The organism is Deminuibacter soli (genome assembly GCF_003412455.1).
Classification (GTDB): domain Bacteria; phylum Bacteroidota; class Bacteroidia; order Chitinophagales; family Chitinophagaceae; genus Deminuibacter; species Deminuibacter soli.
Genome location: NZ_QTJU01000001.1, coordinates 646549 through 672268, shown reverse-complemented (window position 1 = coordinate 672268; position 25720 = coordinate 646549). Strand labels below are relative to the sequence as shown.

Annotated in this window: 20 protein-coding genes; 11 read left to right on the top strand and 9 right to left on the bottom strand. The window is 47.0% G+C overall.

Annotation, left to right across the window (positions count from 1 at the left end):
* Nucleotides 1-155 precede the first annotated feature (155 nt).
* The 8 genes from DXN05_RS02805 to DXN05_RS02770 all read left to right on the top strand — a co-directional run bounded on the left by DXN05_RS02805 (nucleotide 156) and on the right by DXN05_RS02770 (nucleotide 10962).
* Complete coding sequence (locus tag DXN05_RS02805; protein ID WP_147313816.1) at nucleotides 156-1421, top strand: hypothetical protein; 1266 nt, start codon at nucleotides 156-158, stop codon at nucleotides 1419-1421.
* Between the two features lie 156 nt (nucleotides 1422-1577).
* The gene (locus tag DXN05_RS02800; protein WP_116845677.1) at nucleotides 1578-2603 is read left to right on the top strand and encodes a rod shape-determining protein; all 1026 of its coding nucleotides are present in this window, start codon (nucleotides 1578-1580) and stop codon (nucleotides 2601-2603) included.
* A gap of 104 nt (nucleotides 2604-2707) precedes the next feature.
* Entirely contained in the window at nucleotides 2708-3559 is an 852-nt protein-coding gene (gene mreC / locus DXN05_RS02795) for a rod shape-determining protein MreC (RefSeq protein WP_116845676.1), read from the top strand.
* Nucleotides 3556-4092, top strand: coding sequence for a rod shape-determining protein MreD (locus DXN05_RS02790; RefSeq protein WP_116845675.1), 537 nt, complete (start codon nucleotides 3556-3558; stop codon nucleotides 4090-4092). The genes mreC and DXN05_RS02790 overlap by 4 nt, the downstream gene beginning before the upstream one ends.
* 350 nt (nucleotides 4093-4442) lie before the next feature.
* Nucleotides 4443-6575, top strand: coding sequence for a penicillin-binding protein 2 (mrdA, locus tag DXN05_RS02785; RefSeq protein ID WP_147313815.1), 2133 nt, complete (start codon nucleotides 4443-4445; stop codon nucleotides 6573-6575).
* A 136-nt stretch (nucleotides 6576-6711) separates the two neighbouring features.
* Entirely contained in the window at nucleotides 6712-8787 is a 2076-nt protein-coding gene (mrdA, locus tag DXN05_RS02780; protein WP_116845673.1) for a penicillin-binding protein 2, read from the top strand.
* The gene (rodA, locus tag DXN05_RS02775) at nucleotides 8784-10130 is read left to right on the top strand and encodes a rod shape-determining protein RodA (protein ID WP_116845672.1); all 1347 of its coding nucleotides are present in this window, start codon (nucleotides 8784-8786) and stop codon (nucleotides 10128-10130) included. Before mrdA (DXN05_RS02780) ends, rodA begins: the two co-directional genes overlap by 4 nt.
* A 94-nt stretch (nucleotides 10131-10224) precedes the next feature.
* Nucleotides 10225-10962 (top strand): MBL fold metallo-hydrolase, encoded by a 738-nt coding sequence (locus tag DXN05_RS02770; protein ID WP_116845671.1) that lies wholly within the window; start codon nucleotides 10225-10227, stop codon nucleotides 10960-10962.
* Nucleotides 10963-11205: 243 nt separating this feature from the next.
* Here the strand turns inward: DXN05_RS02770 and DXN05_RS02765 are convergent, their stop codons facing one another.
* From DXN05_RS02765 to DXN05_RS02735, 7 genes are all read right to left on the bottom strand, one after another.
* Nucleotides 11206-11595 (bottom strand): hypothetical protein, encoded by a 390-nt coding sequence (locus DXN05_RS02765; protein WP_116845670.1) that lies wholly within the window; start codon nucleotides 11593-11595, stop codon nucleotides 11206-11208.
* A gap of 12 nt (nucleotides 11596-11607) precedes the next feature.
* Nucleotides 11608-12309 (bottom strand): hypothetical protein, encoded by a 702-nt coding sequence (locus DXN05_RS02760; RefSeq protein ID WP_116845669.1) that lies wholly within the window; start codon nucleotides 12307-12309, stop codon nucleotides 11608-11610.
* A gap of 39 nt (nucleotides 12310-12348) precedes the next feature.
* Nucleotides 12349-12897 (bottom strand): RNA polymerase sigma factor, encoded by a 549-nt coding sequence (locus DXN05_RS02755; RefSeq protein ID WP_116845668.1) that lies wholly within the window; start codon nucleotides 12895-12897, stop codon nucleotides 12349-12351.
* Between the two features lie 224 nt (nucleotides 12898-13121).
* Complete coding sequence (locus tag DXN05_RS02750) at nucleotides 13122-14090, bottom strand: transketolase family protein (RefSeq protein ID WP_116845667.1); 969 nt, start codon at nucleotides 14088-14090, stop codon at nucleotides 13122-13124.
* A gap of 105 nt (nucleotides 14091-14195) precedes the next feature.
* Nucleotides 14196-15251, bottom strand: a complete 1056-nt coding sequence (galE, locus tag DXN05_RS02745; RefSeq protein ID WP_116845666.1) for a UDP-glucose 4-epimerase GalE — start codon at nucleotides 15249-15251, stop codon at nucleotides 14196-14198.
* Between the two features lie 142 nt (nucleotides 15252-15393).
* Nucleotides 15394-16437, bottom strand: a complete 1044-nt coding sequence (locus tag DXN05_RS02740) for an inorganic phosphate transporter (protein WP_116845665.1) — start codon at nucleotides 16435-16437, stop codon at nucleotides 15394-15396.
* Between the two features lie 60 nt (nucleotides 16438-16497).
* Nucleotides 16498-17115 carry a DUF47 domain-containing protein gene (locus tag DXN05_RS02735; RefSeq protein ID WP_245975103.1) on the bottom strand — a complete coding sequence of 206 codons (618 nt, stop codon included), beginning with the start codon at nucleotides 17113-17115 and terminating at the stop codon, nucleotides 16498-16500.
* Between the two features lie 542 nt (nucleotides 17116-17657).
* Between DXN05_RS02735 and DXN05_RS02730 the strand changes: the two genes are divergently transcribed.
* Nucleotides 17658-20942, top strand: coding sequence for a TonB-dependent receptor (locus DXN05_RS02730; RefSeq protein WP_116845663.1), 3285 nt, complete (start codon nucleotides 17658-17660; stop codon nucleotides 20940-20942).
* Nucleotides 20943-21214: 272 nt separating this feature from the next.
* Nucleotides 21215-21361, top strand: coding sequence for a hypothetical protein (locus DXN05_RS24545; RefSeq protein ID WP_158559106.1), 147 nt, complete (start codon nucleotides 21215-21217; stop codon nucleotides 21359-21361).
* Between the two features lie 263 nt (nucleotides 21362-21624).
* Here DXN05_RS24545 and DXN05_RS02725 read toward each other — a convergent pair whose 3' ends face one another.
* Both DXN05_RS02725 and DXN05_RS02720 read right to left on the bottom strand, forming a co-directional pair.
* Nucleotides 21625-22674 (bottom strand): sensor histidine kinase, encoded by a 1050-nt coding sequence (locus DXN05_RS02725; protein ID WP_116845662.1) that lies wholly within the window; start codon nucleotides 22672-22674, stop codon nucleotides 21625-21627.
* A gap of 5 nt (nucleotides 22675-22679) precedes the next feature.
* Nucleotides 22680-23357, bottom strand: coding sequence for a response regulator transcription factor (locus DXN05_RS02720; RefSeq protein ID WP_116845661.1), 678 nt, complete (start codon nucleotides 23355-23357; stop codon nucleotides 22680-22682).
* A gap of 159 nt (nucleotides 23358-23516) precedes the next feature.
* Here DXN05_RS02720 and DXN05_RS02715 point away from each other — a divergent pair, with 159 nt between their 5' ends.
* Complete coding sequence (locus DXN05_RS02715) at nucleotides 23517-25676, top strand: hypothetical protein (RefSeq protein WP_116845660.1); 2160 nt, start codon at nucleotides 23517-23519, stop codon at nucleotides 25674-25676.
* Nucleotides 25677-25720: the final 44 nt, after the last annotated feature.

Sequence of the window (25720 nt, the reverse complement as noted above, 5' to 3'; positions counted from 1 at the left end):
CCTGCGATAGCAGGCACTGTTGCAGCACCGTTACAATTATTGTAAAACCAACGATTTAGCATAAACCGGTACCGTTTTGCAGGTACCGGTTTTTTTATGTGCAGGCCGGTAGCCGCAATGATTTTTTACCGGTTATTTTCTGTAGGTTTGAAGGGATGAGAACTGTTATCGCTATTACACTACTATCAACCCTTTTACAGTTTCATCGGGTAAATGCACAGGAAGCGAATACCGCCAAAGAGCTGGAGAAAGCAAAAGCTGCTGTAAAAGGCAGCGATGGTGAAGCTCCGGATTACAATACGGCAGGGCTTTTACTCGAAAAAATTGTAGCCCGCGAACCCGGTAATGCAGAAGCCTGGTACTGGCTGGGTTATGCCATCGATAAAACCAATGCGCCAGACGGCGAGCATATGCCGCATGTTAAGCTGGCGCTGACAGTGAAGGCCAGCGAGGCGTTCGAAAAATCATTGCTGCCCGGTAAAGATGTCTACACCGGTGAAATCTACATCCAGGATCCGCACACGAAAATCCTTGCCGTATGGGGCACACAGGCCATGTATTACCTGTACAACGGGCAAAAAGATTCTGCTGTATGGTGCTACCAGCAGGCGGCACACAAAGGCGGGTTAAACCGTACGGTGATGAATTATTTTCGCCAGGTGCTCGATGAATGCCCCCACAACAGCTGGCTCTTCTTTAACGGCGATATGTACCTCTATTATCTCAACAGCCTGCAACTGGCCGAGAAATACAGGCCAGATGTGGATTGCATTGATTTAAACCTGCTCAACACAAAATGGTACCCCGGCTGGATGGCCTCAAAAGGGCTGCTGCAAACCTCGCACAGCCCGGTTGATCTTGCAGCGGTAGAGCGTATAAAATGGACTACCACGCAGACTGCCATTGTGCGCGGCCATGATACGCTTATCAGCTGGGCGTTACAGCCAACAGACGATAAAAAGTACCTTTCACGCAGTGCGCGTTTGCTGCTGGATTTACTGCAGCAGAACGCTTTCAGAAAAGAAGTCTATTTTGCAGCCGATGTGCCGCAGGGCATGTCGCTATACCTCGATTCTTTTTTCCAGTTCCGCGGTTTAACCAACCGGCTGGTGAGTAAAACAAAGCAAACAGACATGCCGTTTGTGATGGAGCAGCTGCGAAAACTGGATGATTTACCCGAAACCCCGAGAACTTATTTAAACAACCACGACAATGTGCAGGTGCTGAACAACTACCGGTTTGCATTTGCTTCAGCTGCTTTAATTGCATTGCGGAATGGTGATAAAGCTACCGCAAAACAGTTGCTGGGCGCGGTTGAGCGTAAATATCCTGAACATGTTTTACCGTTTTTTGCAACGGCTACGCGCGACTGGTTTCAGCAGCTGAAGAAAAAAGTAGCCGGGGAAACAAGTTTGGAATAATATTTTCTATACTAGTTGCCCTTAAAAATGCGTTTTAGGGAAAAACAGCGTTTGGAAAGAAAATAAGCTTGAAAAATCTGCATTTTGGGCTTTGTTAATATGGTTTATTTCAGTGAATTTTGCAGGCATTAATCACAACAAGGAACTTTTGATGTAATGGGACTTTTTAATTTATTCACGCAAGAGATTGCAATGGACCTGGGTACCGCCAATACCCTCATCATACATAACGAAGAGATTGTAGTAAACGAACCCTCGATCGTTGCTTTAAACCGAAACAATCCGAAAGAGGTGCTGGCTGTTGGGAAGCGCGCGTTGATGATGCACGAAAAGACCCATGAAAGTATCCGAACCGTTCGCCCGCTGAAAGATGGTGTAATTGCCGACTTTAATGCCGCGGAGCTGATGATACGGGAAATGATCAAGATGATCTATCCCAAAAAACCTTTGTTTCCCCCAAGCTGGAGAATGATGATCTGCATCCCCTCCAGCATTACCGAGGTAGAAAAACGTGCGGTGCGCGACAGTGCTGAACAGGCCGGCGCCAAGGAAGTGTACCTTATTCACGAGCCTATGGCGGCTGCGCTGGGTATTGGTATTGATGTGGAAGAACCTGTTGGTAACATGATTATCGATATCGGGGGTGGTACCACCGGTATTACCGTAATTGCCCTTGCAGGTATCGTGTGCGACCAGAGCATACGTATTGCGGGTGACGAATTTACCTCAGATATTATGGAAGCCCTTCGCCGCTACCATAGCCTGCTGATTGGTGAAAGAACAGCCGAACAAATCAAAATCCAGATTGGCGCTGCCATGAAAGACCTCGAAAACGCGCCCGACGATTTACCCGTTAACGGCCGTGACCTGGTTACCGGTATCCCCAAACAAATTATGGTAAGCTACCAGGAAGTAGCTGAAGCACTGGATAAAAGCATCTTTAAAATAGAGGAAGCCATTTTGAAGGCACTGGAAACGACGCCTCCTGAGCTGGCTGCGGATATTTACCGCCGCGGTTTGTACTTAACCGGTGGTGGTGCATTGCTGCGCGGCTTAGATAAGCGTTTGAGCCAGAAAATCAAACTGCCTGTGCATATTGCCGACGATCCGCTGAAAAGCGTGGTGCGCGGTACAGGCATCGCCCTCAAAAACTACCAGCGCTTTCCTTTCATCATGAGATAAAATATTGGTTGCAGTGTGCAGGATGCAGGTGCCGGATATTACTCCGCAACCCGCATCCTGCAATGCTGAATAATACAGCTGCAATCACATAAACCCCTTTCACCGTGCGGAATATTGTTCTATTCATCAGGCGCTTTTTTACGCTCGTGGTATTTCTTATACTGCAGGGTTTTGGCTTGGCCATACTGGTGAATTATAATAAAACGTACCAGGCTGTGTTCGCCAGCTCGGCCAACGAGCTAACCGGGCGTATAGACAAGCAGTACAACGATGTGGATTATTTCTTTCACCTGAAAGAAACCAACCGCCAGCTCGCAGAAGAAAATTCCCGCCTCCGCAACCAGCTCGCTTCCAATTTTGGCGATAAAGACAGCAGCACTGTAAAACATCTCGACACCCTGTACCGCGATACCGTGGGCCGCGTGCGCCTGTTTACCTGGCTGCCTGCCAAAGTGGTGAACAATGCTGTAAACGAAGAAAACAACTACATTACCCTGCACCGCGGTACCAACCAGGGTGTAACAAAGGATATGGCCGTTGTTGGTCCGGATGGTATTGTTGGCCGTGTAATTATGAGCAGCGCCAATTTCTGCCGCGTAATGAGCCTGCTTAACCGCAACAGCAAGGTGAGCGCCATGCTTAAAAAAGGCTTTTATACCGGTATACTGGAATGGGACGGTGCAGACCCCAGCTATTTAACGCTGCGCGGCATCAGTAAAAGTGCGCAGGCACAAAAAGGTGATACGGTGTTAACCAGTAACCTTTCCGGTAACTTTCCTCCCGGTTTAATGGTGGGTACAGTCGCTGCCGTGCAGGCCGACCAGGCAAGTAACTTTTATACGCTGAAAATAAAATCAGCTACCAACTTTTTCAATTTACAGTACGCCTACCTGGTTCAGAACGAAGCATGGGGCGAACAAAAAGCATTGGAAGCCCAAACGCCGAAAAATCAATGAGCAACCTGGTAAAAAATATCTTCCGTTTTATACTGTTCATACTGGTGCAGGCTTTTGTGCTGGATAAGGTTCCGTCATTACACCAGTTTGTAAAACCGATCCTTTATTTCCTCTTTATACTGTGGCTGCCTTTCAGTATTAACCGTGTGGGTTTGATGTTGATTGCCTTCGCCTTTGGTTTGTGTATGGATTATTTCAGCGGCTGGCCCGGTTTGCATGTGCTGCCTTGCGTGCTCATTGCCTACCTGCGCCCCTTTTTGCTGAACGTGCTGCTGCCGCAGGAAAAAACCGAAACAGCCTATTCTGAACCAAGCATCAAAAGCATCGGCTTTGCACCTTACAGTATTTATGTATTGCTGCTCACTTTTGTGCACCACACTTACCTGGTGCTGATTGAGTGGCTTAGCGCTGGCAATAATTTCCTGTTCTTCCTGGGCAAGGTAACCGCTACCACTGCCGTTAGCCTGCTACTCATTTTCGTAACCGAAATGCTGTTCTATCGCAAAGCCAAATACAGAACCAACGCCGCGTAATACTGGTGAATAATGAATAGGCAATAGTGAATAAAACTTTTAGCGCATAACGCCAAAGGAGTTATGCGCTTGTTTTTTATGCCAGGGCTCTTTTGTGTTCTTTGTGTGTTTTCCCTTTGTGTCCTTAGGGGTTAAAATGTCCGCTCGGTTCATTCACTATTCACTATTGACTATTCACCTTAGTATATTTGGTTTATGCGTTTACAATCGGCAATTTTGTATTAAATTATAGCAGGTTTACCTGTTTAACGGAATCACGAAAGCGTACCCTATTACCCCCACTTAACGCCTCGGGCATTCTGCTGTAAACAATTCCTGTATTTGTGTATTATTAAAAAAAACAAACGCCGGTGTACAATCAATCCCGTAGCAGGATCGTGCAGATTATTTTCGTGTTGGTATTTATGGTTATTCTGGGGCAGTTGCTGCATTTGCAGATCTTTTCTGGCAAATACCGGCTGCAGGCTGAAAACAATGCGGTATACCGCAAAATTGTTTACCCGGACAGGGGTATCATTTACGACAGGAAGCACAAAGCTATCCTCGAAAACACCATCATGTATGATCTTATTATCACACCCAGTGAAATAAAAGGTACAGATACCACCTCGCTGTGCCAGATTCTCAATATCGATACGGCTGAATTCAGGAAAAGGGTAAGAGATATCATTTTCAAAAACAGCTACGTAAAACCCAGCGTGTTTGAACCCCTGCTGAGCCCTGAACTGCTGGCGCGTTTAAACGAAAACATGTACAAGTTCCCCGGCTTTAGCTTAAATGAACGCCCGGTGCGTACCTATCCGTTTAATGTGGCTGCAGATGTGCTGGGCTATACCGGTGAAGTAGATACCGGCTTTTTAAGAAGACACCGGGAAGAAGGATACGAAATGGGCGACTATGCAGGCATGACGGGCATGGAACGCAGTTATGAAAAAGCGTTGATGGGGGTGCGCGGTGTAAAACGCTATATCCGCGATAACCGCAGCCGTATACAGGGCCCTTACGAAAATGGCGCGTATGATACATCTGCGATGGCAGGCAAAAACCTGTACACCAGTATAGATGTGGAACTGCAACAGCTGGGTGAAAAACTCATGAACAATAAAGTAGGCAGCATTGTAGCCATCGACCCGCGCACAGGCGGGGTATTGTGTATGGTAAGCGCGCCTACGTACAATCCTAACTATCTTACCGGTAACCAGCGCCGCAAACACTTTTCCGAATTGTTTACCGATCCCAGGCTGCCCCTGCTGAACCGCACGGTAGGTACGCAATACTCACCGGGCTCTACTTTTAAAACCGTGGTAGGTATTGTTGGTTTAACAGAAGGGGTGATCAACGAACGTGAAATGATCTCCTGTTCAGGTGCGTTTTACGGCTGCGGTAATGGCAAGCCCAAATGTCTTGACCGCGGTACATTCGATTTTACCAATGCCATCGCCGTGAGCGATAACACCTATTTTGCCACCGTATACAAACGCATTATTGACCAGCAGCGCTACGGCTCGGCAGACAGCTCGCTGAAAGTGTTTAATAACTATGCGTATACTTTTGGGCTGGGCCATAAGCTGGGTATCGATCTGCCTTCAGAGAAAAAAGGCAATATCCCCATCTCCTCCTACTACGCTAAAATATTCGGCTCACGCTGGGTTTCCTGTAATATCATTTCCAACTCCATTGGCCAGGGTGAAGTGCAAACCACGCTGGCGCAGCTGGCCAACGTAATGGCTATTATCGCCAACAAAGGCTGGTACTACACGCCGCACCTGGTTGATTCTATTGAAGGTGGTGATGAATTTCATTTGCTGGATTCATTCAGGGTAAAACATTATACAGCCAGTCATATTACCGAGAAAACTTTCGATGAGGTGCAAAACGGTATGCAGGCGGTAATGGAATTTGGTACCGGTGCGGCAGCTAAAGTACCCGGTGTGGTGGTTTGCGGCAAAACAGGTACAGTGCAAAATGCGCTGAATGGGGTAAAACAAAAAGACCATGCGTTCTTTGGCGCTTTCGCCCCGCGCGACAACCCGCGCATTGCCATCGCGGTAATGTGTGAAAACGCCGGTTTTGGTGCCAGCTCTGCTGCGCCTATCGCCAGCCTCATGATTGAGAAATACCTGAAAGATTCCATTGCAGGCAAAGAGCGCCAGGATAAGGCAGAGGCAGTTGCCAAAATGAACCTGATACCCGAACGCATGCGCCGCGCAATGGACAGCATCAGCAACCTGAACAGGCGCCGTGACAGCCTGAAACTGATTAAGGATGCGCAGAAAGAAATGAGTGATACCGTAGAAGTGGAAGACCGTGCAGAACAGGAACAGCGTACACCCACAGACAGTGCAGCCAAACCGGCACGGCAGCAGCAAGCGCCTGTAAAAAAACAGCCGCAGCCTGCCGGTAAAAAGGCAGTACTGCAATCACCCGCAACCCTGCCGCCCGATGAGCAGCAGCGCAAAAACAGCCGTAAAACAAAGCCTTAAATAGCGTTTACTGCGTATTACACTATTCCATGTATCTGCAAAATAGTCAATGCAAATACATGGAATATTTTTTTGATGGATAACCGTTGTTTACACGCCGTAATCTGCTACTTTGCAATACCAATATCCTAAACCAATGCGAGCGTATAACCAATCGCGCGGCAGAGTTGTACAAACGATTTTCATTGTTGTATTCCTGGTCATCATAGGCCAGCTGCTGCACCTCCAAATTCTCTCCGCCAAATACCGCGTGCAGGCGGAATCCAATGCACGTTACCGTAAAGTTGTTTATCCTGACAGGGGCATTATCTACGACCGTAAAAAAAGGGCGGTGCTGGAGAACACCACCATCTACGATTTGTGGATTACCCCCAGTGAACTGCGCAATATCGATACCGCTTCATTCTGCAAGGTATTGAGTATTGATATTGCCGAATTTAAACGCCGCATTGCCGGCGCCATTATCAAAAACACATCGTACAAAGCCAGCGTATTTGAGCCGTTGCTGCCGCCCGACCTGTTTGCGCGGCTTAACGAAAACATGTACCGTTATCCCGGCTTTTCATTGCAGGAGCGCCCCGTGCGTTCTTACCCCTTTCATGCAGCGGCAGGTGTGCTGGGCTACCTGGGAGAAGTGGATACCCTTTTTCTCAAACGCCATAGAAACGATGGCTACGAAATGGGCGATTACGCAGGTATGTCAGGACTGGAAAACAGTTACGAAAAAATACTGATGGGGCAGCGCGGTGTGCAGTACTTCATACGCGACAACAAAAGCCGTTTGCAGGGCAGTTATGAAAACGGCTTGTTCGATACCATTGCCACCGCAGGCCGCAACCTGTACTCCAGCATGGATATAGAATTGCAGCAACTGGCCGAAAAACTGCTGCAGAACAAAATAGGCAGCGTGGTAGCCATTAACCCAAAAACCGGCGGTATACTGGCCATGGCATCAGGCCCCTCTTACGATCCCAACATGCTGGCAGGTTTTGAACGCAAAAAGAACATCGGTCGCCTGATGCTGGATACAGCGCGCCCGTTGCTGAACAGGGCCATTAAAGGGCAATACCCGCCGGGCTCTACTTTTAAACCACTGGGTGCCCTGGTAGCGCTGGATGAAGGTGTTATTACACCTGCATTTGGCTATCCCTGTATGGGCTACTATGCAGCCTGCGGCAATAACGTAAAATGCCTGCACTCAGGCGGAGGGCATGCCGATAACCTGCGTACTGCACTGGCGCACTCGTGTAATGCCTATTTCTCCCAACTGTTTCGCATGGCTATCGATAACCCCGCATATCCCAACGCCGCTGCGGGTTACCTGAAATGGAAAGAATACATGAATCATTTCGGGCTGGGGGTAAAACTGGGTGTAGACCTGCCTGGTGAAGATGCAGGCAATATCCCCGACACAGCCCGCTACAACAAAGATTTTGGCGGTTTTGCGCGCTGGAACAGTTGCAATATCCTTACTTTGGGCATCGGGCAAGACAGGATGCTGTTAACGCCCCTGCAGCTGGCCAATGTGATGTGTATTGTTGCCAATAAGGGATCGTACTACACACCGCACCTGGTAGACAGTATTGAAAACGAATCGGGCGCTGATAGTGTGTACACAGCCAGGTACCGTAAAAAACACCTGGTAACCAATATCGGCAACGATGCCTACGATGCCATTCACGAAGCAATGGCCGAAGTGGCTATTTCGGGCACAGCCTCGGCGATTAAAGTGCCGGGCGTAAATTATTGCGCAAAAACCGGTACCGCGCAAAACCCGCATGGCCAAAACCATTCTATCTTTGTTTGCTTTGCACCCAAAGAAAACCCGCGTATTGTGGTGGCTGTGGTGGTAGAGAATGCAGGCATGGGATCAACATGGGCGGGTCCTATCGGTGGTTTTATGATGGAGAAATACCTCAACGATACCATCGCAAAAGACCGGCTTGCAGATGTGGAGGAAATAGCGCATACCAACCTGATACCTGCAGCTATTAAAAAATGGTATGCAGACAGGGACGCAGCTGCACAGGCAAAAGCTGCGCCGCGTGAAGAAACCGGCGTAACAGAGGATGCGGCAACAGAAGACAAACGCATTACCTTCGACCCGGAAACAGAGCCCAACCGCAAAGAACCGGTAACAATAGCTAAGAACACAATAGCGTTATTACCAAACAACGATCAAAAAAATAAAAAAGGGAATAACAGACAATGAGTACCAGCAATGGCGTGAACATTTCCAAAGGGATTGACTGGACGATGGTATTGCTCTACGCAATCCTCGTGTCAATCGGCATCCTGTGCATTTTTATGGTAGAATACCGGTCGGGCACCAGCTGGGTTACCTCTTTTCTCACAGGCAAAACCAACTACAGCAAGCAACTGCTGTTTGCAGGCATCTGCGGCCTTATCGCCATTTTTATACTGCTTAGCGACAGTAAGCTGTACACGGCCTTCGCCAACCTGCTGTATGCCTTTGGTATACTATTGATGTTGCTGACGTTTGTGATTGGTAAAAACATCAATGGCTCCAGGAGCTGGATTCCATTGGCAGGCGGGTTTAACCTGCAACCGGCAGAGCTGTGTAAAATATTTGCCGCCCTGGCGCTGGCCAAGTTTATATCCCGGCAGGATATTGATTTCAGCAAACCCAAATCACAGATCATTGCTGCAGTAATTGCACTGTCGCCTGCCGCTCTTTCTATCCTGCAAAACGAAACCGGTCTTGCCCTGGTATATGCTTCCTTTTTCATTGTAATGTTCAGGGAAGGGTTGCCACCATGGATTTTGATAGTAGGCTTTTCGTTCGGCGCGCTGGTAGTTGCCACGCTGGTAGTAGAGCCGAATTTACTAGCCATTATTCTCACCGCTATAGCAGGGCTTACCATTTATGTAATGCGCAGGATGATTAAGCGCAACAAAAACCTGCTGGTATTTATACTGCTCATATGGGCCGTATGCGTGGGTGTACAGCGGTTTGCAGTACCCTATATTTTCAACAACGTATTTCAGTGTTACCAGTCACAGCGTATTTACAGCATGGTGGGTAAAGACTATGACTGCAGTAAAAACCGCAGTGCCAAGAATGAACGTGCTGCTGACAAGGCTGTTAAAAAACCGGACGATTACAACGTACGTCAAAGTAAAATCGCCATCGGATCGGGCGGTATTGTGGGCCGCGGCTTTTTGAAAGGCACGCAGACAAGGGGTAAATATGTACCGGAGCAGCATACCGACTTTATTTTCACTTCGCTGGGAGAGGCCTTTGGCTTTATCGGCTGTTTTGTATTTCTCGGCATTTACCTGCTGATGCTGTTCAGGATTATCACCATTGCCGAACGGCAGCGAAGTACGTTCAGCCGCGTGTATGCGTATAGTGTGGCAAGCATTATGTTTTTCCATATTACTGTGAATGTGTGCATGACCATCGGCCTGTTCCCGATTATCGGTATTCCGCTGCCGCTGATCAGCTACGGGGGTTCATCACTGCTAACGTTTACCATCCTGATTTTTATATTAATCAGGCTGGATGCCGACAGGCAAATGGTATTGAGATAGAAAAAGGGGCCGCCGGCCCCTTTTTTTATTGCAGCAGGGCCGGGTAACCGGATTGTTGAAATGGTCTTAACTTGCAGCCCAGAAATATGCTACGATGAAAATAATTCCGCTGTCAGAAGGAGAGTTTACGATAGACAAGAGCAAGGTATTTGTGCCGTTTAACAAGGAAAATGATGACCTGCAGGCCCGTGCCACAGGCAGTTTGCTGGTAGAGGTACAGCCTTTTGTAGTAATTACTGAGAAAGATATACTGCTGATTGATACTGGTCTTGGTTTTATGAAAGATGGTGAATTGCAGCTGCATGCCAACTTAAAAGCCAATGGCATTAATCCCGGGGAAATAACGAAAGTACTAATGTCACACCTGCATAAAGATCATGCTGGCGGCGTAAGTGTGCGTGACCGTTTTGGCGATTACCGCCTGTCGTTTCCTGCGGCTACTTACTATGTGCAGCAGCAGGAGCTGGAGTATGCTTTGGAAATTGGTACTTCGTCGTACATAGCCGATGAAGTGCGTGAGCTGCAGGACGCGAAAAATGTAGTGCTGCTGCATGGGGATGGGGAGATCGATGGTTATATCCGTTACCAGGTAACCGGTGCACACAGCAAGTACCACCAGGTGTTCTGGATTACGGAGAAGGATGAAACCGTTTTCTTTGGAGGCGATGATGCCCCGCAGTTCGGGCAAATGAAAAACCGGTTTGTAGCCAAATATGATTATGACGGGAAGAAATGTATGGAACTGCGCAAGCAATGGTGGGAAGAAGGGCAGGCCGCGCACTGGACGTTTCTGTTTTACCATGATGTAAAAACGCCGTTTGTGAAGGCATAGCGTGAGTAGTGAGTGGTCAGTCGTGAGTGATCTGAGCAAGTCCATGATTTACAAAGCCGCAAGGAATATTCATTGGATATGCCTTGCGGCTTTTTTATTCACGATTGACTATTCACCGGCTTTCATCTCACCACTCACTACTCACCACTCACTGATTTAAAAAAAAGGCCCGCCCTGGAAAGAGCTGGCCGTTGCTAACCTATGAAAAACACCTAGTTTAAAATAAGGTGGTAAAATCTGTATTTAGTTGCCGAATCTGCGTTTTTGCCTTTTCTGCAATTCCCCTCTCAGCATTTGCCTGAACTGCTGTTCGGCCATAAAGGTTTGGTTAACGCGGTCGTCGGTACCGAGTATTTTTTTGAACTCAGGCCTGTATTTTTTCTTGATGATCAGGGCTGCTTCTTCTGCTGCCAGTACATCGTTGGGATTGGCCAGCCTTGCGTTTCTTAATTCGGCAATATAGCTGTCATATAAGGGCCAGAAAGTTTGGGCTTCTGCAGGACTTAATTTCAGTTCCTTGGTAATGAATCCCATTTTTATCACTTCTGCGCGCGTAGTGCCGGCACCGGGTTGAGCCATACAAAAGTAGCCATGCAACAATAAAAACGTTATCAGAAAGACGATTTTTTTCATCTTTAATGGAATTTAAATCCCTTTCACGGGTTGTTCGGCGGGGTCGTTGTTTTCCTGGAGATACTGCTGTATTTCATCTTCACTCATGTTGCGAAGCGGCGCCTGCATATCGCTACTCTCTTCTTCCTTAACAGGGCTTAGAGAAGCAGGCTGGGAGTTGAGGTAGCTTTCTATTTCGGCTTCGCTCAGGCGGGCCACACTGCCCGAAACATCGAGGTCTTTGAGGCTGCTGTACGATTCGCTGTTATCAGTAAACAGGAAGGCACCGGCCACCATTATCGCGGCTACTGCCGCAGCGGCTGCATAGGCTGCCATCTGGCGGATTTTAGGCTTCATTTGCACCACAGGTGCCTGTTGTGCCTGCCGGGTAATGCGACTGGTAATGCTGTTGCTGAGCTGCTCAAAATACTGCGCAGGCACTTCGTAAGGCATTATGCTACTGCCGGGCAATACAAGGTGCTCCGGTTCGTTTGCTGATGCGGGATCTGCGTGTGTAACCCTGGACAGTATGGTTTCTGCCAGGTTGCTGAAATAGCCGGGAGGGGCGGAGTAAGTAACGTTGCCGGCGGTTTGCAAATGAATTTGTGCAGCAACGCCCGCTGCAAGTGTATCCCAGTAACTGGCATCCACCTGGTAAGGGTGTTGTGAAGGAAGGCCGGCGACAAATGCGCTGATCTCCTCCAATTCATTTTGTATATCAATATTGCGGTCCATGTCCTCGATTTTTTTTGACTGCCTGTTAACACGCCGGGTTTAATGGTTTTTGATAAACTCCTCTATTTTTTTAACAGCATGGTGGTAGCTGGCTTTTAATGCCCCCTCGCTGGTATCCAAAACCCGGCTCATTTCTTCGTACGGCATTTCATCATAGTAGCGGAGGGTAAAAACAACACGCTGTTTTTCAGGCAATTGTTGAATGCCCAACTGCAGTTTCCACTCCAGTTTATTGGCATCGAAATGTTTGTCGGCAATCACCTTGTTCGACAAACCTGATTCCACATCACTCAGGCTCACGGCACTTCTTTTCTTCTGTTGTTCCAGGAAAGTGAGTGATTCGTTGGTGGCGATGCGGTACAACCAGGTGTACAGCTGGCTGTCTTCCCTGAAATTATCCAGTGCATTCCACACCTTGATAAACACGTTTTGCAGCACATCGTTGGCATCGTCGTGATCAACCACCAATCGCCTCACATGCCAGTATAATTTTTCCTGGTATTTTTTGATGATACCCGTAAATGCTTTTTCCCGGTGGTCAGATTGTTTGAATAAGTACAGCAGTTCTCTGTCGTCTGGATGCTGCATGCAGGGATGTTTAGGTAAAAATAAACAATGATCAATTAAAATTTTCAACCCATCTGTTTATTGAGACGGATTTAGCGCTCCGTAGTTTAACCCGGCAATGTTGCAGGGATGCTAAGGTTTTGCAAACATAGCCACCATTCCATAAAAAGAGGGCCGTGCAACGGGCCCTCTTTTATTATTTATTACGGCAACGGGTAGTTGCAGGCGATAAAGCCCGGTTTCTCCTAGCCGTTTTTCTTCCTGTTCAGTGCTTTTTCTGCTGCAGCAACAATGTTTGGAGTATCCAAACCGTATTTGGTGAGCAGTTCTTTGGGGTTGCCGCTTTCGCCGAATGTATCCTGTGTGCCTACGTATTCAATAGGTACAGGCAGGTTACGTGCAGCTACGTGCGCAATGCTGTCGCCCAGGCCACCCAGTACATTGTGCTCTTCGCAGGTTACTGCACAACGGGTTTTAGCCAGTGATTTAATCACCGCCTCTTCGTCGAGCGGTTTAATGGTGTGTATGTTGATGAGCTCAACGCTGTAGCCTTTTTCTTCCAGTATGCGGCCGGCTTCAATGGCTTTCCATACCAGGTGACCGCAGGCAAAAATGGTGATATCTGTGCCTTCGCTCAATACCTGTGCCTTGCCAATTACGAAGTCGCTGCCGTCTTCTTTGGTAAAGTTGGGCCATTTCGGGCGACCGAAACGCAGGTAAACCGGTCCGTTATAGTCAGCCACAGCCTTGGTAGCAGCCTTGGTCTGGTTAAAGTCGCAGGGAACAATCACCGTCATGCCGGGTAACATTTTCATTAAGCCAATGTCTTCCAGTATCTGGTGAGTGGCACCGTCTTCACCCAGGGTTAAACCTGCGTGGCTGGCGCATATTTTCACGTTTTTGTTGCTGTAGGCTACGCTCTGGCGAATCTGGTCGTACACGCGGCCGGTGCTGAAGTTGGCGAAAGTAGTGGTGTAGGGAATTTTGCCACCGATGGTTAAACCGGCTGCAATGCCAATCATGTTGGCTTCGGCAATACCTACCTGTACAAAACGCTCGGGGAATTCTTTAATAAAGGGTCCCAGTTTCATGGAACCTGCCAGGTCGGCTGTTAATACTACTACATTGGGGTTGGCTTTTCCTATCTCGTAAATTCCTTCTCCAAAACCACCTCTTGTTTCCTTTTCATTCTGAACTTGAATATCTTTTAACATGCTGTCTAATTTTTTTCGGCTCTCTTAACGAATAAATTACGCTTTATCATGCAAAATACTAAAAAAAGAAAAACTGGCTGCTATGGCCAGTTTTTCTGAAGAATATTAATTGAGCACGGGGTTCTGTTTTTTCATCAGTTCCTCGTCTTGTTTTACTTTTTGCTCCCAGGCCCAGGCAGTACGCATCATTTCATTGATGTCGTATTTCAGTTCCCAGTTCAGGGTTTGCACGGCGTAGCTGTTGTTGGCATAAATAGCCACTACGTCACCGGGGCGGCGGGGGCCTATTTTATAATTAAGTTTTTCACCACTTACTGCTTCAAAGGCCTTAATGGCTTCGAGCACGGTTACGCCATTGCCGCTGCCCAGGTTAAATACTTCGCGGTTGGTGGTATTTTTCTTGTCAATCATATATTGCACAGCCAGTGTGTGGGCATGGGCAATATCGCAAACATGAATGTAATCGCGCAGGCAGCTGCCGTCGCGGGTATCGTAATCATCACCGTACACCATCATCTGTGGTATTTTGCCGATAGCTGTTTGTGTAATGGCAGGCACCAGGTTTTGTGGTTTACCCAGGGGCAGTTCACCTATAAACGCGGTGGGGTGTGCGCCAACCGGGTTAAAATAACGCAGCAGAACGGTATTAAAGCCATAGGCACGTGCAAACTCGGAGATAATTTCTTCACCCATTTGCTTGGTGGCACCGTAGGGTGATTCAGCTTTTTTGGTAGGCGTTTGCTCGGTTACGGGAATTACATCGGGACTGCCATACACGGTGCAGGAAGAAGAGAACACAAAATTGTTCACTTTAAACTCCTTTACGCATTTCAGCAGGTTGATGAGCGAAAACAGGTTGTTTTCAAAATAGTCCAGCGGCATTTCTACTGATTCGCCTACTGCCTTGTAAGCAGCAAAGTGAATAACGCCTGCGATATCGGGGTTTTCCTGGAAAACGGCGAGTGTTTCGTCGAAGTTTTTCAGGTCAACTTTATAGTTTTTTAATTTCTTACCAGTGATTTTTTCAATGCCATTCAGCAGATACGTAGTAGAACGCGAGTTGTCGTCGATGGAAATAACATCAAAGCCGTTTTCAATTAAATCTACAACCGTGTGCGAACCAATATATCCGCAACCACCTGTTACCAATATTTTAGACATGAGCTGCTTGTTTATTTGCAAGATAATTAATCTGGGTTAATTGATTTGGCTGCAAAGCGGAATAAAGCGCTATTTAATAACAAAACCCCGGCTTTTAAGCATTGCTGTATGGCCGGGGTTTGTATCGTTATTTTAGCTGCTTTTACCTTCCGGTAATTAAGCTTACGATATAGTAAAAAAGCATAGCCATCAATGCAGAGACGGGTATGGTCAAAATCCATGCCCAAAGCAGGTTTACGGTAACCCCCCAGCGTACGGCGCTAAGGCGTTTGGTGGCGCCTACACCAATAATAGAGCCGCTGAGTGTGTGGGTGGTACTTACGGGGATACCGATTTTCTCCGTAAGAAACAGGGTAATGGCACCGGCTGTTTCTGCACTCACACCTTCCAGTGCTGTTACCTTGGTAATGCGGGTACCCATGGTTTTTACAATCTTCCAGCCACCGCTCATGGTACCTAAGCCAATGCACAAAAAGCTGGTAAACGGAACCCATGCGTATTCGTTTACAAACTCGTTAAAGGTAAGAGTATGGCCTTTTGAGTTTTCGTAATAAATAATGGCGGCGCCTACAACGCCCATTACTTTCTGCGCATCGTTACTGCCGTGGCCAAGGCTCAGCAATGCTGATGATACCAGCTGCAGGCGTTTAAACCAGGTTTCGGCCTTAAAGGGGTTCGACCGCTTAAACAGGTGCACTATAAGAATGGTAATAATAAAGGCCATTACCATACCTATTAACGGGGCACAGAAAATGAACAGGAAAATAGGCACTACTTTGGCGTAGTTGATTACATCTACACCTGCCTGTGAAAAACCGTGTGCGTGTGCAATGGCCGCACCCAGGAAGCCGCCGATAAGTGTATGCGACGAGCTGGAAGGGATACCAAACCACCAGGTGATCAGGTTCCAGGTAATGGCTGCCAGCAGGCCGGCAAGTATTACTTCAAGCGTAATAAACTGCACATGCACTGTGTTGGCAATGGTGTTGCCTATTTTAAACTCCCCTACAATATATTTTGAAATAAAGAAGGCAAGGAAGTTGAAAAATGCAGCCCAAACCACAGCCTGGAAAGGCGTCAGTACTTTGGTAGACACGATGGTGGCGATAGAGTTGGCCGCGTCGTGAAAGCCATTGATATAGTCAAAAATGAATGCAAGAATGATGATAAGAACAAGTAAGGTCATGTTACAGGGCAATATGAATGAATAATAGTGCAGTGCAGTTACAGCAGGAACAAACTGCCGTTATGCATATTTCACAATAATAGATTCAATCACATTTGCCGCGTCTTCACATTTATCTGTAACGGTTTCCATAGACTGGTAAATCTCCCTTTTCTTGATGAGCTCTTTTACGTCCTGTTCGTTCTCAAATAATTTTTCGATGCTCATATCAAACACATCGTCTGCCTGGTTTTCGATGCTGTTAACACGCACCATGGCTTCGGTCATCTGGCGCAGGTTTTTCATATCGCGCAAACCGTACACTACTTTTTTAATTTCAGCAGCGCCCTGTTCAATCAGCTCAGCCATTTTCTGGATGCCGCTATCGTTGGGGTTCACGTGATAGAAATTGATTTTTTTGGCTGAGGAGAAGATATAATCCGCGATATCATCGAGCGAGGTCGCGAGGTAGTGAATGTCTTCCCTGTCGAAAGGCGTAATAAAGTTGCGCCCTAATTCCGTGAAAATTTTATGGGTATGATCGTCGTTTTTATGCTCAAGATCTTCGATCTGTGCAATGAGGCCGGCTCTTTTGTTGATGTCGGCTTCATATACAACCTGCTTCAGTATCTGCGCCATCTGGTTTACAGTTATTGCTACGTCTTCAAATAACTCGTAAAACACTTTGTTCTTCGGCATGAATATTCTGCCTATCGTGTTAATGCCCATAAGGTATTCAGCTTATTTGGGGCAAAAATAGACTTAACCCTGTGGATTGCCTAGCAAGGGGGATAATTAACGATAAGTTAATACAGGATTCTGGTGTCGGAATCGCTAAACTATTAACCATTCCGTAACCCCGGCTTAATCATGTGTTCATACAGAACAGGTAATTTGTGAGGCATACACCAGTGCAAATGCGTGCCAGTTAAGGAGTTGCGGTAGTGAAGCTGTTGTGCTGGGGTGACAGTGTCTGTTACCGGGTTGTGTTTGGACTGCATGAATATCCGGGTTCATTATTTATATAAATGAATAAGCTGACCGTTTTTGTATAAAACCGGCCCTGTTCCTCTTTTCCCTTCCCTGCCGTTCGGCTGATAAAATAAGCTTATTTGTTGTTGCTTCAGTGCAAACCCATATGTGAAAACCTTCACCAGTAAGGCTTTGTTGTTAATGGGTTGGTAACATTAGGGTAACAATTCCGTAACATTAGAGGGGTTTCTTTGCCAAAATTTTAACAGATGCGACGAATTGTTCTCTTGCTTAGTTTGATCACCCTTTCTGCGCTGGTGCTGCCTGCAAGCCTGCTTGCACAGATCACCACGGCACAGATGTCCGGTAAAGTAACCGGTTCAAAAGGGGAAGCACTCCAGGGTGTTTCTATCAAACTTTCCAATCCGGCAACGGCCAGCAACTACTCAACCCAAACAAATGCTGAAGGCCGTTATTTTTTACCCAACCTTAATCCAGGTGGCCCTTACACAGTAACTGTTACTTTTGTAGGCCGCAAAACAGAAGAAAGAAACGACGTTAACCTTTCATTAGGTGCCAATACAATCAGCTTCCAGCTGCTGGAAGAATCTGCTACACTGGAAACAGTAGTAGTAAGGGGCGGTGGCCGCAAAGGCGGTCTTAAAACCGGTTCAGGTATCGCCTTCGGTCAAAGCCAGATCCGCAACATGCCTACTGCAAGCCGCAGCCTGCAGGACATTACCCGCGCCACACCACAGAGCAACAACAACTCTTTTGGTGGTACCAACTTCCGTTATAACAACGTAACCATCGATGGTGCTATTAATAATGACGCCATCGGTTTCAGCCCTTCACTGGGTGGTCAAACCAACGCTTCTGGTCAGCCCGGCAGCAGCACCCGTACCAACCCGGTATCTATTGATGCCGTTCAGGACATACAGGTGTACCTGGCTCCCTTCGACGTTAAAATCGGTAACTTCCTCGGTGGTTCTATTAACGCTGTAACACGCAGCGGTACCAATGAAGTACACGGCTCTGTATACGGTTTTGGCAGAAACGCTGCTATCACCGGTAAAAACAAAGCTGGTGACGGTTCTAAAGAACCTTCCGGTTTCCATGAATACCAAACTGGTTTCCGCATAGGTTTCCCTATTATTAAAGACAAGCTGTTCTTCTTTACCAACGAAGAAATCACCGACCGCCAGGATCCTGTGATTCTTGCCGCTGGTTCTAAAGATATGCCTATCATTACAAAAGCTGAGGCTGATCAGATTTCTCAGTATGTTGAAAATAATTATGGTAAACTGGGCTTCCATCCGGGTACTTCTGATAACTACAATATCTATTCTAAATCTACCAAGTACTTCAACCGTTTAGACTGGCACATCAACGCGAAAAACCAGCTGTCTATCCGCAACAATACCATTACTTCAAGAGCGACCAACCTGGAACGCGATCAGCAGAACTTCCGTTTCAGCAGCATCGATTTTGAACAGCACAACAACCAGACTTCTACTGTTGCTGAGTTGAAATCACGTTTCAACAATTCAGTATCAAACAGCCTGGTAGTTGGTTACTCAAGCATTCACGATTACCGTGACCCGCTGAGCAACCCCGCTACTCCGCAGATACAGATCGCTTCAAGGGGTGGTACCATTTTCCTGGGTACAGACCGCGAAGGCAGTATCTTTAACATGAAACAGAAAACTTTCGAGTTTACTGATAACCTTACTTACTTTAAAGGCAACCACACCTTTACTTTAGGTACACACAACGAGTTTTACAACATCAACTACGGTTTCGTAAACTCATGGAACGGTCGTGTTGACTACGGCAGCATCAATGACTTTTTGCTGAACCAGCCTTCACGTGTACGTACCAACTACAACTACAGCGACAACAGCAGGGATTATATCATGGCCAATCCTCCTGCTAAATTCAAAATCAACCTGTACAGCTTGTACCTGCAGGATGAAATCGCTATCGGTGACCGCTTTAAATTAACACCTGGCATCCGTGTTGACCTGGCAGACATGCCTAACAAACAGCCGCTGAGTGTTAAAACAACCGGCGCTCCTGTAGATCCTAACTTTGGCACTACTTATTCTTATACCAAACCCAAAGACATCAAAAATGATTTCCTTGGTCAGCTGCAGGTATCTCCCCGCTTAGGTTTCAACTTTGATATCCTTGGCAACCAGCACCTGGTGCTGCGTGGTGGTACAGGTGTTTTCACCGGCCGTATTCCTTTTGCATGGCTGGGTTACTCCTACTACAACAACGGTGTAACTTATGGTTCATTTGATAAATCATATACCTACACTGGTGCTACTCCGTCTAAACCTGCTGCCGGTTCTGATCCTATCAGAAATTCACTGGAAGGCAACAACGGCGCAGCGAATTTTGCTACTGCTAACAACGTAAACGTAAAAGACGCTACAGGCGCAACCCAGGTTGACCTGATCGACAACAACTTTAAAATGCCACAGGCATGGAAAAGCGATCTGGCATTGGATTACACAACTAACGACAACTGGAAATTCACCATTGAAGGTGTTTATACCAAAGTTATCCATGACCTGAAATTCCAGCAGATCAACTATGTAGACAATCCTACATACCTGGTATACGATACCAAGCACCAGCAGCCTATTTTTTCTGGTACTAAAATCAACCCGCTGTTTACAAACGCGTACCTGTTAAGCAACACGAACCAGGGTCACCGTTACAGCATTACCGGCCAGATCAGCAAGGCATTCCCCTTTGGTTTGAATGCAAATGTTGCCTATACTTACGGACAGGCTAAAGATATCACCAATGGTATCCGTAACTCAATGGAAAGTAACTGGCAGCTGAACCAGGCGTTAAACCCCAACAGTCCTACACTGGCTTACTCTAACTTCGACGTGCGTCACCGCATCGTAGCCAACGTAAACTACCGTTTGGATTGGGCGAAAGACAACAAATGGGTTTCTAACTTCACCATGTTCTTCACCGGTGCATCAGGTGCGCCTTACTCTTATGGTTTCGTAAATGCGACCATCGATGGTACAGGTCAGCAGGTGAGCCTGGTGTATATTCCTAAAGTTGGCGAAACCGTTAACTTCTTTAAAGATATCGACGGTGGCCAGACTGCCGTACAGCAGGCTGCTGCTTTCGACAACTATATCAACAACAACAAATACCTGAACAGCAGAAGGGGTGATTTCACAGAACGCAATGGCGGCCGCACTCCCTGGAACACACAGCTTGACTTCCGCTTTGCGCAGGATTTCAACATCAAACAGGGTGGCAAGGTTAAACACACGATTACGTTTACTTACGATATCATTAACCTCACCAACCTGTTGAACAAAGACTGGGGTGTTCAGTACTTCTCACCCAACACTTTCAACTCTATGTCAAGTGTAGGTTTGAAAAAAGGCCCTTCAGGAACAGGTGGCAACGCTACAACTTACCCAACTTATACATGGGCTGATCCAGGAAAACCTTACTCAGTTGATTTCTTCAGCTCAAGGTTCCAGATGCAGTTAGGTTTGCGTTACAGCTTTTAATTAATCAGCATTCGAGAGCTATAGGTATAATTTAAGGCCCGTTGCATTATGCAGCGGGCTTTTTTATTTGATAACCAGCCATATATCAAAAGCGGCCGGCTGTTTTTCTTAATGTTTTGGTTGCATTGCGTTCACATTAAGTTCATGTTGCAACCCCAATTTTGTAGCGCAGTTTGGTTCATAGCAAGAACAAATAACACAGTACAGTAGATTTTCTCATGCCAGTCGGCCTCGATTTTCATCGGGGCTTTTTTGTTTTGGGGCATTAGAAAATGCTGCCAAAACACGAAGTAACCGTAGTTGCACCAACCACCATTGAAACCATCAGTAATGAGATTATTGAAAAAGGTGAAGAAGAAGTGCCAACACCCGAGCCTGAACTATTATTGCCGCCGATGATGAATTACCTGTTTTCATAGCAGTTCCGCAGGCTTCCCGGGCATCTCGCAAATGTCCACATCGCAAACTGCACCACAAAAAACGTTTGAGGAAAAAAGGCCATCGCAGCTTCCCGAACCGCAAGTCAATGGCCACATTCAGGCGAAAGTTTCATGCAAAGCCAGCTTCTTCATCCCAATAAGAACGGCTGTGAGGACACAGCCGTGGGCGCCCTGAATTATTCACTATTGCCTAGTCACTATTCACCAGTGATCCAACTCACCACCGCCCACTCACCACTCCCTTAGTCCTTCCTCGTATCCAACGTAAACCCAAGCGTGGTGCCAATATCCAGCTTGCTGCGTACGTGCATTACCTGGTTATGGGCTTCAATAATGTGTTTGCAAATGGCGAGGCCAAGTCCTGTGCCGCCTACATCGCGACTGCGGCCCCTGTCGGTGCGGTAAAAGCGTTCGAAAATGCGGGGAAGGTGTTCTTCGCCGATGCCGGTGCCATCGTCGCTTATTTCAATTAAAACGTGCTTCTCGTCCGTATTGTATACGCTGGCTACAATATGGCCACCCTGTTTGCCGTATTTGATGGCATTTTCAACAAGGTTCAGCAATACCTGGCGTATTTTTTCTTTATCAGCAAAAACCGTTACCGGTTGTTCGCAGCCTTTTTTGATGGTGCATTTTATCTGGCGCGCATTGCTTTTAATAGACAGCGATTCATACACTTCCCTGATCACCTCCTGTATCACGAAATTCTGCTTGTACAGCGGCTGTTCACCGCTTTCCAGTTTGGATATTTCGTCGAGGTCGTTTACCAGGTTCACCATGCGGTCAACATTGCGGGAAGTATTTTCGAGGAATTTCTGGTTAATGGCAGGGTTTTCCATGGCGCCGCCCAGCAGGGTATCCACATAACCCTGGATGGCGAAAATGGGGGTTTTAAACTCGTGTGCAAGGTTTTGCAGAAACTCCTTGCGGTAGGCTTCGTTGAATTTGAGGGTTTCAATTTCTTCCTTGCGCTGCTCTGCCCATTTTTCCACATCTTCCCTTACCTCGTCAATGCTTTTCTGGGGCAGGATGTATTTGTAGTACATCTCCTCCTTTTTCGAAGCCTTGGTTTGGTAAATGAATTTGTAAATGAGTTTTATCTTCCGGTAAATAAACCATTCCAGCACAAAACGGATAAGCAGGTAACTGCCGATATACAATACCACAAACGCTACCAGCGACAGCCACAGCGCGGGTATAATAAATACGAATACCAGGCCTATGGGAATAGACAATATCAAAGCTGTTAACGCAGACAGCTGGTTCGGGGAAAAATTCTTGGTTGTAAGCATGCCTCCTAAATCTCGAACTTGTAACCTACGCCTTTAACGGTTGTAATGCAGTCAATACCCAGCTTTTGCCTTATTTTCCGGATGTGTACATCAATGGTGCGGTCGCCCACAATCACATCTGTACCCCATACCTGGCTCAGAATTTCATTGCGCAGAAATACACGGCCGGGGCGTGATGCCAGCAGGTACAGCAATTCAAATTCTTTTTTGGCAAGGGTTACTTCTTCATTGTCAACCATCACCACAAATTTAATAGGATCGATGCTGATATTGCCTACTTTCAGCGTTTTCTCATCTTCCTTGTTGTGGCGGCGGAACAGTGCATTAACACGGCTTACCAGCACTTTGGGGCTAATGGGCTTGTTTACATAATCATCGGCGCCTGTTTCCAGTCCCTTGATATGTGAAGCCTCGTCGCTGAGTGCGGTTAAAAAAATGATCAGTGTATCCTGGAAGGCCGGCTGCGCGCGCAGCGTTTGGCAAACTTCCACCCCTGTTTTGCGGGGCATCATTATATCGAGAACAATGAGATCTGGACTAAGCTGTTTGGCTTTCTGCAAAGCCTCATCACCATCTTTGGCAGTATATATTTCGTACCCTTCCCTGGTAAGATTGTACCCGATTATTTCGAGTATATCCGGCTCATCATCAGCTATTAAAACTTTCTTACCCTTTGTTTCCATTAACAATATGTTTACACAAAAATAATTTTACGAAGCCTAATGCATTAGAATACAGGATTATGTAATTGTTAAGGGTATACCTTTGCATAAATTACACCCGGTAACATTGGTATAGCTTTGGCTATACATTTGCATAGTAAGGTACATTATATAATGAGAATGAAGAAATTATACTTCCTGCTGGCAGTGCTGTCCGTATCGGCCGCAGCCTTTGCACAGCAGGCCGTTCAGATGCCCGAGATACCATTGATGCGTAAAAAGTTTCATGATGATATTGACAGGGGGCAGCAAAGGATTGTGCAGCTGCAAAGCGGAACAGACAATACACACAGTTCAGACGAGGTAACCGGCGGGGTAGATTCGTTTCAGAACGCGGTAGAGCTCGATTCAACACTTGATACCAACAATAAGATAAAATACCTCCGTGGCCTGAACGATGTACTGAACGGTTTTGCAGGCGCCATGCAAACGCATTCAGTAAAAATAGGCGACTTCCCCGCTATGCTGCAGGCGTATAAAGATGCCATGCAGCTGGAGCGCGAAGGCCAGGCTATTACCCCTGTGGTAAAACAAAACAGCCTGGAAACAGGTGGCATACTGCTGCGCAGCTTCCCCTTTTTAAATAACGCAGGGCAGAAAGATTCGAAAGACCAGCTGATTTTAAAAGAATGCCAGCTGCATCCCGAACGCATTTTGCCCATACTCAACCGCAATCCCGACTTTCCTTACACCGATACGCTTATTGCTGTAGCAGCCCGCCGCAACCAGGAAGAGCTGTACAACTATGCAGCAGCACCCAATAAACTGGGTAACCGCATTTGTGCCAGTGAAAATCCGCTCGCTAAGATCATTGGTAAAATGGCGCGTACCAAGGCAGGCCGACAGTATTTCCCCTTCCTCGACAACCTGTACCGCAACAAAATAAGCTTTGAAGCCATTGATTCGGTAATGGAGGACAGTGTGCGTTATTACAAACTGCTGGTAAAAACCGAGATTGAATACGCCACCCGCATGCGCCAGCGCGATACACCGCTGGTAAAACATACGCTTACCGAAAAGCTGCGCCAGAAAGGTGTTGAGGTATTCATCAATGAAATCAATGGATTGCACGAAGCACCCGATGGTGTCCGTTTCAGGAAGATAGAACCTTTAACGCCCGAAGAGTTATACTACCTGGCTGTACTGGGTGAAGAAGAAATTTATACCTCCAGTTATACCCATGGTGTATATCCTTTCATTTTCCAGAAAATGAAACCGGCCCGCGGCGATTCCCTGCTGATGCGGGTGCAGTTTGATCATTTCAAGAAATGGATTAAAATGGCTGCCAACTACAACACGCTCGATAATTTCCTGAAAACAATGGAGAAGTCGAACGCGGAGTTGCTGATGAAAGCCTTTGTGCGTGGACTGGATAAAACCAATAGCCTGGAAGATGCGGTAGATGTGGCCAACAGCTACGCCAGCATTGAAGACAAAGAACTGCAGCAACTGGTGTTAAACGAAGTGCAGTACAACCTGCAGGAAGCAAAACGCACCGGCAATAAACGCGGTACCAATATTTACGGCATGCTCAACACCTTGTTTTTATCGATGGATCCCGCCAACAACATCGACGTTGCAGCTACGCTGGGTATACCGCCCGTATACTTTATGCCCAACAAGGCCCTGCGCGATACATCGGGCCGCATTGTGGTGCAGCAGTTTTTTTATGGGGACAAAGATGGCAACACCGTATTCAATGCTTTTGTAAACAGCATGAGCAACGGCAACTGGAAAATGACTTCCAACCCTGAGTGGGTTGCATTCAGCTCAACCCGTGGTGTGCCGGTTACCATTTACGCCAACCGCCCGCTGGATGAAAAACAGGGCCTGGATGCCAAGGCACAAAGCACACTGAGCAATTACCTGCAGGAGCATAACCTGCTGCCTACGGTAGTAATTCACCGCGGGCACAGTTATTACCTCAATTCAACCATCGATCAGCTGGCTTCTTCTGCCAAAGTTATATTGCTGGGCAGCTGCGGCGGTTACCAGAGCCTGAGCAGGGTATTGGGTATTTGCCCGTATTCGCAGATCATTTCCTCCAAACAAACCGGCAGTGGTTTAATTAACCAGCCCATGATAAGCGTACTGCTCGAAAACATGCGCGAAGGCAAAGACCTGAACTGGCCTGCATTGTGGGGTAATTTCTCCAAAATATTCAAGGGCAACGAAATGTTCTCTGATTATGTGCCGCCGCACAAAAACCTCGGTGCAGTATTTATTATGGCTTATAAAAAGCTGGAAGAAAGAGAAGACGATGCAGCCGGAACAGAATAAACAGTGGCACAGCAGCTAACAAAAACGCCTGGCAGGTATACCGC